10 protein-coding genes are annotated in these 10,465 nt (G+C 35.2%); 7 read left to right on the plus strand and 3 right to left on the minus strand.

Going from position 1 to position 10,465, the window contains the following annotated elements; all coding sequences use genetic code 11:
• Positions 1-5: 5 nt before the first annotated feature.
• Both DHU68_RS11960 and DHU68_RS11965 read left to right on the plus strand, forming a co-directional pair.
• Positions 6-1,607 carry a S41 family peptidase gene (locus DHU68_RS11960; protein WP_108823220.1) on the plus strand — a complete coding sequence of 534 codons (1,602 nt, stop codon included), beginning with the start codon at positions 6-8 and terminating at the stop codon, positions 1,605-1,607.
• 135 nt (positions 1,608-1,742) lie between these two features.
• Positions 1,743-2,765: a M20/M25/M40 family metallo-hydrolase gene (locus DHU68_RS11965; protein ID WP_108823221.1), complete on the plus strand. Its 1,023-nt coding sequence runs from the start codon at positions 1,743-1,745 to the stop codon at positions 2,763-2,765.
• Positions 2,766-2,872: 107 nt separating this feature from the next.
• Here the strand turns inward: DHU68_RS11965 and DHU68_RS11970 are convergent, their stop codons facing one another.
• Together DHU68_RS11970 and DHU68_RS11975 are read right to left on the minus strand one after the other, a co-directional pair.
• Positions 2,873-3,847, minus strand: coding sequence for a family 43 glycosylhydrolase (locus DHU68_RS11970; RefSeq protein ID WP_108823222.1), 975 nt, complete (start codon positions 3,845-3,847; stop codon positions 2,873-2,875).
• Positions 3,848-4,021: 174 nt separating this feature from the next.
• Complete coding sequence (locus DHU68_RS11975; RefSeq protein WP_108823223.1) at positions 4,022-5,434, minus strand: ATP-dependent RecD-like DNA helicase; 1,413 nt, start codon at positions 5,432-5,434, stop codon at positions 4,022-4,024.
• An 87-nt stretch (positions 5,435-5,521) separates the two neighbouring features.
• Between DHU68_RS11975 and DHU68_RS11980 the strand changes: the two genes are divergently transcribed.
• Both DHU68_RS11980 and DHU68_RS11985 read left to right on the plus strand, forming a co-directional pair.
• Positions 5,522-6,331 (plus strand): DUF3822 family protein, encoded by an 810-nt coding sequence (locus tag DHU68_RS11980; protein ID WP_108823224.1) that lies wholly within the window; start codon positions 5,522-5,524, stop codon positions 6,329-6,331.
• A complete protein-coding gene (locus tag DHU68_RS11985; protein WP_108823225.1) occupies positions 6,328-6,873 on the plus strand; it encodes an RsmD family RNA methyltransferase in 546 nt (181 codons plus the stop codon). Before DHU68_RS11980 ends, DHU68_RS11985 begins: the two co-directional genes overlap by 4 nt.
• 202 nt (positions 6,874-7,075) lie before the next feature.
• Here DHU68_RS11985 and DHU68_RS11990 read toward each other — a convergent pair whose 3' ends face one another.
• Positions 7,076-8,335, minus strand: a complete 1,260-nt coding sequence (locus DHU68_RS11990) for a DNA recombination protein RmuC (protein WP_108823226.1) — start codon at positions 8,333-8,335, stop codon at positions 7,076-7,078.
• A 120-nt stretch (positions 8,336-8,455) separates the two neighbouring features.
• Here DHU68_RS11990 and DHU68_RS11995 point away from each other — a divergent pair, with 120 nt between their 5' ends.
• From DHU68_RS11995 to DHU68_RS12005, 3 genes are all read left to right on the plus strand, one after another.
• Positions 8,456-8,797, plus strand: coding sequence for a hypothetical protein (locus tag DHU68_RS11995; RefSeq protein ID WP_108823227.1), 342 nt, complete (start codon positions 8,456-8,458; stop codon positions 8,795-8,797).
• The gene (locus DHU68_RS12000) at positions 8,790-9,722 is read left to right on the plus strand and encodes a bifunctional methionine sulfoxide reductase B/A protein (RefSeq protein WP_108823228.1); all 933 of its coding nucleotides are present in this window, start codon (positions 8,790-8,792) and stop codon (positions 9,720-9,722) included. The genes DHU68_RS11995 and DHU68_RS12000 overlap by 8 nt, the downstream gene beginning before the upstream one ends.
• A gap of 120 nt (positions 9,723-9,842) precedes the next feature.
• Positions 9,843-10,259, plus strand: coding sequence for a DUF5606 domain-containing protein (locus tag DHU68_RS12005; RefSeq protein WP_108823229.1), 417 nt, complete (start codon positions 9,843-9,845; stop codon positions 10,257-10,259).
• Positions 10,260-10,465: the final 206 nt, after the last annotated feature.

A 10,465-nucleotide genomic window follows, 5' to 3' on the forward strand; every position in this document is an offset into this window, starting at 1 on the left:
TAAAGATGAAAAAGAACATTATACTCCTTTGCTGCTTTTTTGTAGCACTATCCCTTTCGGCTCAGTTCAAAATGAGTGAAGGGTCGAAAAAAGTAGCTACAACAATGGCTGTAATTGAGAACTTCTATGTAGATAAAGTGGATGATGCTAAGCTGGCTGAAGATGCTGTGAAATCTTTGTTAGAAAAACTGGATCCACACTCTACATATATAAGTGCCGATGAAGTTCGGGAAATGAACGAACCCTTAGAAGGCAACTTCGACGGGATTGGTATTTCATTCAATATGCTAACCGATACACTTTATGTGATAGAGACGATTGCAGGAGGACCATCCGAAAAAGTTGGACTTAAGGCAGGAGATAAGATTATTTATGTAAATGACTCTTTGATTGCCGGAGTGAAAAGATCCACTAAATATGTGATGTCTCAGCTAAAAGGGCCGAAAGGAACTAAAGTTGATGTAAAGGTATTGCGTAAAGGGGTTTCCGATCTATTGGATTTTAGGATAACACGAGCAAAAATTCCAGTTTATAGTATAGATGCATCTTATATGGTAGATGCTAACACTGGCTATATAAGAGTGATACGATTTGGAGCAACAACATCCAAGGAGTTTAAAGAAGCTTTGTTAAAGTTACAGAAAACAGGAATGAAGAATCTTATATTAGATCTTGAGTACAATGGTGGTGGCTATATGGATCCGGCAATTGATCTTGCAGATGAATTCTTAGATAAAGGAAAGCTTATTGTTTATACAGAAGGAAGACGACAATCGAAGCAAGAATGGAGATCTACAGAAAAAGGATTGTTCGAGAAAGGAAAACTTGTTATTCTTATCAATGAAGGTTCGGCATCGGCTAGCGAAATTCTTTCCGGAGCTGTTCAAGACTGGGATAGAGGTGTGATTGTAGGTCGTCGTAGCTTTGGAAAAGGTCTTGTTCAGAGACCAGTCCCACTACCAGACGAATCGATGATTCGCTTGACTGTTGCACGTTATTATACGCCGACAGGTCGTTCTATCCAGAAGCCTTATACAAATGGAGATCTCAAATCTTATAATATGGATGTTTTAGAGAGATATAATAAAGGGGAAATGATGCATGCAGACAGTATTCATTTTCCAGACTCTTTGAAATATAAAACTATGGTTAAACAAAGAATTGTTTATGGAGGGGGTGGTATAATGCCCGATTATTTTATTCCGGCAGATACCTCATCTTATACCCCTTTGTTCAGAAACATGGTGATGAGAGGGGTGTTGAATAAGGTTGCTTATAGTGAAATAGACAATCGCAGAGATGAAGTTTTAGCTAAATATCCAGACAAAGAATTGTTCTTTAAGAACTTTGTTGTTTCAGATGATCTTTTGAGTAGGGTAAAAGAGGCTATAGCAGAAGAGAAACTGGAATACAAGGAAGATGAATTTGAAAAGTCAAAACCGAATATAAACCTTCAATTAAAAGCTCTTATTGCACGAGATGTTTACGATATGGAAACTCTTGTTCGTATTTTGAACGAAGATAGTGATGCGTTTAAGAAAGCTTATGAAATAATAAAAGATGATAAGCTCTATGAACGATTGTTAAGCAAAAGAAAAAACGAATAAAGAATATTAGATAACAAAAAAGGTGTACTAGTTAAAGTACACCTTTTTTGTTGCAATAATAAACCCTTTAGTTCAGACTGAACAATATAAAAGGAATGAGGTTATATATATAACAAATAATAAAAACATATAACGATGATAAAAAAGATACTTTTCTTTACGATCATTTTATTATCCCTTACGGCCTGTAATAAAAAACAAGAAAAATTAATAGACCTTGTTAATTATGATTCGGTTTGGAACCATTTAGAATCATTTGATAAAATAGGGAAAGAAAATAATTCAAATAGGGCTGTAGGTACACCTGGAGGAATTGCCAGTAAGAACTATATTGTAGAATTTCTTACAAACCTAGGCTTGTCTCCTGTTGCACACAATTTCACAAATAGGTCAGGGGCTCAAGGAAGTAATCTCACTGTAGAGATAAAGGGTAAGCGCGACGGAGATATAGTGTTGATTGGAGCTCACTATGACTCTGTGGTGTTTGGACCAGGTATTAATGATAATGCGAGTGGAGTTGCAATTTTGCTCGAAATTATAGAAGTGATACAAAAGGCGGGGATAGTACCTGATAAAACATTGAGATTCGCTTTTTGGGACTCTGAAGAGACAGGAGTTGAGGGATCGGCAGCTTATTATAATGCATTGAGTGAAGATGAAAGAAAGCAGATTGCTGCATACCTGAATGTAGATATGGTTGCATCTACAGATGGAGAAATTCAAATATCAGACACAGATGGTTCCACAGTGCAAGGCGTATTAGATGAGGCTGTGAAAAATGGAGTTGAGCCCGAGTCGATAGATATGCTTAAGGCATTTTATGGAGCGATGAAGTTTGCTCCAGGTTCTGAAAAGTTGGAACAGTTAACCAAAGACGCTTTTGCCCAATTAAATGTTGAGGTTGTTGAAGATCTTACTTTTGCTATGAATTCGGATACAGGACCTTTCTTTGCGCAAATACCAACAATAGGAATCACCGTTGTTAAAGAAACAACAGAGTCAACGGGAGACGGAGGGGAAATTTTAAGTTTTGCGCCTTGTTATCATCAAGCATGCGATGACATTAATAATATTGACAAACGAATTTTAGAATCTTGTTTAAAAGCAGTAGCAATCATTGTTCAACAGATAGGAGTAGGTAATTCAGTTTCAGAATAGTCAATCTGAACTTGAATTCTAGAACTGAAACCAAATAATTTTGATAATAAATAAAGCCACCTCTTAAAAAATCTAAGAGGTGGCTTTATTTTAAATATTGGTATTATTTAAAATACAGGTTTTGGAGTGGACAGCGAAGGGGAATCACCTTCTACATATGGCCATCCCTCTTTGTCCCATTTTACCTGATCCATCAGCAATACTCTCCCCTTAGGGTTTTCTACGTCTACTCCATGGTAGAATATCCAATCGTTGCCTTTTTTGTCTTGTACAATTTCAGAACAGTGTCCATTGCCAACGAAACGAGAGTTAGGTCCTATTACAATCGAATAACCATTGTCCATCATGTCTTTCCCTTCTTTATCGTAATAAGGTCCAAATAAAGACTTAGAACGACCGACAACAAGTTTATAAGTACTATTTACACCTTCGCAGCAGCTACCGACAGATGCAAAAAAGTAGTAATATTTTTCTCGCTTATGAATGTAGGTTCCCTCAAATGCTGTACCTGCAATTCTTTTTTTTTCGGCTTCAGGTTTTACCGACAAGCCATCTTTGCTTAACTCGATGGCGTATATGCCGCGAAAGCTTCCCCAGAATAGATATTTCTTTCCTTTATCTTCTATATAAAATTGATCAATAGAGTTCTGTACATCTATATCGGTACTATTAAATAATTTACCTTTATCAACAAACGGACCTTCCGGCTTGTCTGCAACGGCAGCCCCAATTCCACATGTCCATTCTCCACCCCAAACGGACATGGAGTAATGTAATACATATTTACCATTGATATAACTTATATCAGGAGCCCAAAGTCCACCCTTAGGCTCGAATGTAGGACGGGTCTCGTTCGTAAAAGCAGTTCCTACAAATTCCCAATCTACAAGATTCTTTGATTTGTAAATGGGAGTATTTCTTATATCCTCAGTTGCATACAGATAAAAGAATCCACCTTTTGCTTTAATTATTGTCGGGTCTGGTAGGCTTCTAGGGATTATAGGGTTATTATAATTCTGTGCCAGAAGAGAAAAAGATGAGCAAAGAAGCACTAAAGAGATAAATAGTTTTAATTGATTCATGATATTAAAAGTCTAATTTTATCAGTTTTAGAAAACAATGATTAATTCTAATTAATTCAAAGTTAATAGATAAAAGTTAAATAGCTATATATCTTTTTATAAAGAAAGGCTACTTTGTTACGATTGGTTGTTTATTACTATTAGTTGACCAGTTTTTATTGTAAGAGGGTCGTTTTAAACAAATTCATCAGGTAGATTTACCAGATAGAGTTTTCCACTTGCGCGAGTGATAGCAGTATAAAGCCACCTGTAAAAATTTATACCTAAATGTTCTTCTGATATATAACCAAGATCAAGAAATACATTCTGCCACTCACCGCCCTGCGCCTTATGACATGTGATGGCATAGGCAAATTTTACCTGTACAGCGTTGTAAAACGGATCGACTTTCATTCTCTTCATCTTGCCCGCTTTAGTCGAAATATCGGCATAGTCTTCTAAGATATTCATGAATAATTCTTCGGATCGTTCGCGGCTAAGACCTGTTGTGTCGGAATAAAGTGTATCCATGAGAATTTTGATTTCCAACTCTATATCATAGTCTATACTTTTTACCAATACATCTCTAAATCTGAATCCGTATAATTCTTGCTCACCTCTTACACGTAAGACTTCAACAATTTCACCATTCGCAAGGAAGTCGATACCCTCAATGTTTTCTGTCCAGAAATAATTGTTCTTGGTGATCATTAGCATATCCCCACTCGAAAGTTCTTCTTCTCTATAAAGGATTCGGTTACGTATACCTTGATTATAAAGATTAGAACGCTTGTTGGAACGAGAAATAATCATTGTATTTTCAAGCCCATCGTTACTGTAGGCTGAATTTATTTCATCAATGAGATCTTCGCCCGTAATCCTGATTATATCTGTAAATTTATTGAGTTTCAATTTAGGATAGGCTTCTGTTTTCCCTTTTTTTAGAGCATTCCTTATGTTTGTCGCATTATACAGAATACCTGAACTTTCTGCTTGACGAACTATCTGAGATAGCATAGCCTCCCAGACATCCAATCCATAGCCTTCGAGCGTATAGGTTTGTAATGCCGGACTTTCTTCTTCACCCACAGGCGGAAGCTGAGCTGTATCACCAATAAGCAACAGTCTGCAATTCTCGCCGGAGTATACATAATGAATCAAATCGTCAAGCAATCTTCCTGTACCGAATATGGATGAATCGTAGCCATTGTTGCTGATCATGGAGGCTTCGTCAACAATAAACAAAGTATCCTTATGTAGATTGTCCATAATGCCAAAGCTGCCAAAGTCTCCAACATATCGCTGTTGTCTGTATATTTTCTTATGAATGGTATAAGCCGGATGATTGGCATAGGAAGAGAAAACTTTAGCAGCTCGTCCAGTAGGAGCTAATAAAACAGTTTTCTGTTTAAATTCGGTCATTGTTTTCACCAAAGCTCCCAGTAGAGAAGATTTTCCCGTACCAGCATATCCACGAAGCAGAAAAATAGTTTCTTCTTTTTGTAGAAATAAAAAATCAACAATCTTTTCTAAAGCAGAATCTTGTTCTTGTGTCAGTTCGAAAGGAAAATTGTCTTTTACTTTATCTCTAAAGAAATTACTTATCATGCTAAAAAGGGTAGAATGGTGAATTGAATATCAAAAGTAGTGGATAAAAATATCTTTTTCTAACTTTGTAGAAATAAAATTGATAATATGTTTCTACCGGAAAGTATAGATCTCGAACATTCTGAAAAATATATACTGTCTATTCGTATCAAATCGGATGGCTTTATGTTTTCTATTACCGATCCTGAGAATGTGAAAAATTACTGTTTGCGAGAAACAACTTTTTCTTCAGAAGACAATCTGCTTGGTAATGTACAGCGAATTATTTTTGAGTTGAATTTTCTTACTCAGGAATTTAAACAAACAAATGTTGTCTTTGTAAGCAAAGATCACGATATAATACCAGCTTCCCTTTTCGATAAAAAAGAAACTACAGAGCTTTATAATTTCACTCATTTCAATAAAGCTGATTATACAATGTCAGGATTGATAGATAGTCAAGATGTTGTGGTCTCTTACAAAGTAGATAAAGATTTGCTAGACTTTTTATCGAGAAGTTTGTTTGCTCCTAATTATTATCATCATTCCAATCTATTGATCAACTGGATTGATAAGAGAGCGAAATTTTTGAAGAGTAAATCAAGAATGTTTGTTTCTTTTCGCGAAAATATGATGGATGTATTCTGTTTTTCAGACTCAAAACTCATTCATAGTCTTTCTTACGAAAATGAGAATGCCGCCGATCAGGTTTATTTTCTACTGAAACTGTGGGAGCAATGCAGTTTCAGCCAGCAAGAAGATACGTTGTATATTCTTGGCGAGGCGAATAGGTTGGTTATGGCAAGGGCTCAATTATATATTAATAAAATAGAAAACCTGACATGGGCAGGTGAAATAACATCGTGGAGCGATGACGCTAAAAAAGCTCCTTTAGATTTGTTGACGTTATCATTATGAGAATAGTAAGTGGAAAATTTAAGGGAAGAAGATTCGACCCACCTAAAAGCTTTAAGGCTCGTCCTACAACCGACTTTGCAAAAGAAAACTTGTTCAATGTATTGAATAATATGATAGACTGGGAAGAAACTACAGCTCTTGATATATTTGGGGGTACAGGCGGAATAAGCTTTGAGTTAGTATCACGAGGATGTCCTCGTGTAGTTTGTGTGGAAAAGAATTTTAATCATACTCAGTTTATAGAAAAAACTAAAGGTGATCTGAAAATAGGCTCAGAAATGAGTCTGTTGAAAATGGATGTTTTTACATATCTGGAAAATAGTAAAGATAGCTTTGATCTTATTTTTGCCGATCCTCCTTATGATTTAAAGAATTTCGAAGATGTTCCTCGTTTGGTTTTTGAGAAAAATTTATTGAGCAAAGGAGCAATATTTATATTAGAACATTCCAAGGATTATGATTTTTCGCATTTACCATTATTTGAAAGCAAGCGAGTTTATGGAAGTGTGAATTTTACGATATTTAGAAATGGAGAAGAGTAGGCATAGTCCTACTTTTTTGTCTTATGTCTGACTTATATAAAACAGGAAGGTCTATAAAAAAGAAAAGGTTGTCATCCCGACAACCAATCTTCATTGTTAACCTTAAATCTAATACCATGAAAAACACACTACAAAGATAAGTAAATTTTTATGTTATAAAACATGTTTTGGCGATTTTCTTTGGTGAATTTGCATTTTTTAACTAAAGATCACTTTCTGGTAATTCTTTTTGAGCTTTAACCCCTAGTTCTTTCAGCATTTCAGCTTGACGTATCAGGTTCCCGTTTCCCTCTTTCAATTGAGAAAAGGCTTTGTCATATGCTTTCTGGCTTCTCTCTATATTCTTACCTACATCTTGAAGCGTTTCTACAAATCCTGCAAATTTGTCGTATAAGGCAGCACCTCGTTTAGCTATTTCTATTGCATTTCTACTTTGATACTCACGTTTCCAAAGATCGGCGACTACCTTAAGTGAAGCAATAAGATTTGTCGGACTTATTAAGAGGATACGCTTGCGGTAAGCATAATCCCAGAGGGTTGAGTCCAATTGCATAGCTAGTATATATGCAGGTTCGTTAGGGATAAACATCATGACGAAATCGAGAGATTCTACATAGTCTTGGTACGACTTACGGCTGAGTTCATCGATGTGCTGTTTTATCGATGTGATATGTTCTTTCTCTGCAATTGTTTTTATATCGTCAGTCTCCGATTCTACATATTTTACATAGGCGCTTAAAGAAACCTTTGAGTCGATTACTATTTTTCTACCTCCCGGATAGACGACAACAACATCGGGTTGCATATAATTTTGCTGCTCATTCTTTACACGGTTCCCATTTTCGTCAGTGATAAATTCTTGTGCAAAATATTCTTCTCCTTTTTTTAGTCCCGACTTTTCGAGTATTGATTCCAAGATCATTTCACCCCAGTTACCTTGAACTTTATTATTCCCTTTCAGAGCTTTGGTCAGATTATTTGCATCTTCGCTAATCTGATTGTTAAGAGCAACCAGATCCTTGATTCTTTCTTCTAAAGAAAAGCGTTGTTTCGACTCTTTATCGTAGGTTTCTTCAACCTTGGTTTTAAATTCGACCAGTTTTTCATTCAAAGGTTTCAAGATTGCCTCCATATTAGCTCTGTTGACATCGGTGAAGCGTAGAGTCTTCTCTTCGAGTATCTGGTTGGCCAAAACCTGAAAATCTTTATTTAATTGATTACGTGTGTTTAGTAACTCCTCTTGTTGAATGCGCAACTGTTCCTCCTTCGATTGTAGTAAGGCCTTAGTTTGAGATATTTCGCGGATGTTTTCAATCTGTTCTTTCAGTAATAGATCTTTTTCTTCCGTTAATTTATTAATCTCAATTTTTAAGTCCGATTCTTGTTTTTTACTGTTTTTCTGTAGAACAAAAATGACAATAATAGCTAGAATGAGGATTACCACAGCATATATTAATTCCATATTTAGTTGTTTTAAAAAAGATAGTGGAAAGTTATTTAAAATATAAGCTTTAACAAAATTTGCCTTTAAATACTTGTGAACAATCGGCTGTGAGAATAAATTTGTTTCAAGAATATAGTTATGAAAATTTTATATAATAAATATTTCCCTCCTAAAGATTTTGCGGCAATTAACCTGCTAGGTGTAATAATTGTACGTAAAGATTATGGAGTGTTGAGCAAAGAGGAGATTAATCACGAGATTATTCATACCCGTCAAATGCTGGAGATGTTGATTATTCTCTTCTATCTGTTCTATATTCTGGAATGGCTTATTAGGCTCGTCCAATATCGAAACAGAATAAGAGCATATGAAAATATCTCATTTGAGCGTGAGGCATATGCAAATATGTATAATCTTTCTTATCTGAGAAAAAGGAAATTATTTGCATTCGTTCGTTATTACAAAAAGAAGAATGACTAAATTTATATACATATTATTAATCGTTCTGTGTGCTACTTCATGTGTACACGGACAAAATAAAATAGAGAATGGAGATATGAAATATAATAAATTGACTCCTGAAGAAGAATTTGTTATTCTTCATAGAGGGACAGAAACTCCTTACAAGGGGGAATATGTGAATAATAAACGAGAGGGTATATATGTCTGTAAAAGATGTGATACTCCTCTATATAATTCCTCTGATAAATTCGATTCTCATTGCGGTTGGCCAGCTTTTGATGATGAAATAGAAGGTGCTGTTAAAAGATTGCCAGATGCTGATGGTCTCCGCACTGAAATAGTATGTGCGAATTGTGGTGCTCATTTAGGACATGTATTCCTAAATGAAGGTTTTACTGTGAAGAATACCCGACATTGTGTAAACTCGATATCTTTAAAATTTATACCAAAACAGAATAAGATGATAAAAAAAGCATATTTCGCCTCTGGGTGTTTTTGGGGAACAGAATATTTCTTTATGAAAGCCGATGGTGTTAAGCACACAGCAGTCGGTTTTATGGGAGGGCATGTCGATTCTCCTACTTATGAGCAGGTTTGTCAGAAAAATACAGGACATCTAGAAACAACAGAGGTTGAGTATGACACATCTAAAACAACTTATGAAGATCTGGTGAAATTATTTTTTGAGACTCATGATTTTACTCAAACAAACGGTCAAGGGCCAGATATAGGACCGCAGTACCTTTCTTGTATATTTTATTCGGATGAACAAGAAAAAGAGGTAGCAGCGAAGTATATTGACATATTAGAGGTTAAAGGCTACAAAGTTGCTACACTATTGAAACCGGTATCTGTATTTTGGAAAGCAGAGGATTATCATCAGCAATATTATGAGCATAAGGGTACTAAACCATATTGTCATGCATATCGAAAGATATTTTAATTATTTATGTAAGAATATATAGAATTTTTAAAGCCTCAAATTATCATATTTGGGGCTTTAGCATTATTTTTGTCGGTTGACTAATATAAATTAAGATATATAAATTAAATTAAGATTATTATGTTAAAAACAATCTTATCAGTTTCTGGTAAACCTGGATTGTACAAGTTAATTTCCAGCGGAAAAAATATGGTAATAGTGGAGTCTTTAGTAGATAAAAAGAAAATGCCTATTCATGCTAGAGATAAAGTAGTATCACTTGGTGATATTTCTATATACACAGAAGAGGATGATGCTCCTTTGAAAGATATTTTTGTGGCAATGAAGCAAAAAGAAAATGGAGCAAAAGCATCTGTTTCTACAACAGCAAAGCCTGATGAATATCGAAAATATTTTGAAGAGGTTCTGCCGAACTTTGATAAAGAGCGTGTTTACCCTACAGATATAAAAAAGATTATATCTTGGTACAATCTCTTAGTAGATGCTGCTATCGACTTTGAACAAGAGTTGAAAGAAGAGGAGCAAGCTGCTGAATAAAGGTTATTAATCTTTATTAATAATTAAAATATATAATAGAAGAGTGGGGAGGTCTCCACTCTTTTTATTTGTACTCTATTAACCTGAGTTCGATTAATAAAAAGCAAGTTGATTTGTCTTTTCCGTGTAGTATTTGATCGAAGGTTTCTTAGGGAGGAAACTGTATGCAGCAATAGCGGCGATCATGTTTGTCAGGAAGTTTGCAA

Source organism: Dysgonomonas sp. Marseille-P4361 (assembly GCF_900343125.1).
Classification (GTDB): Bacteria; Bacteroidota; Bacteroidia; order Bacteroidales; family Dysgonomonadaceae; genus Dysgonomonas.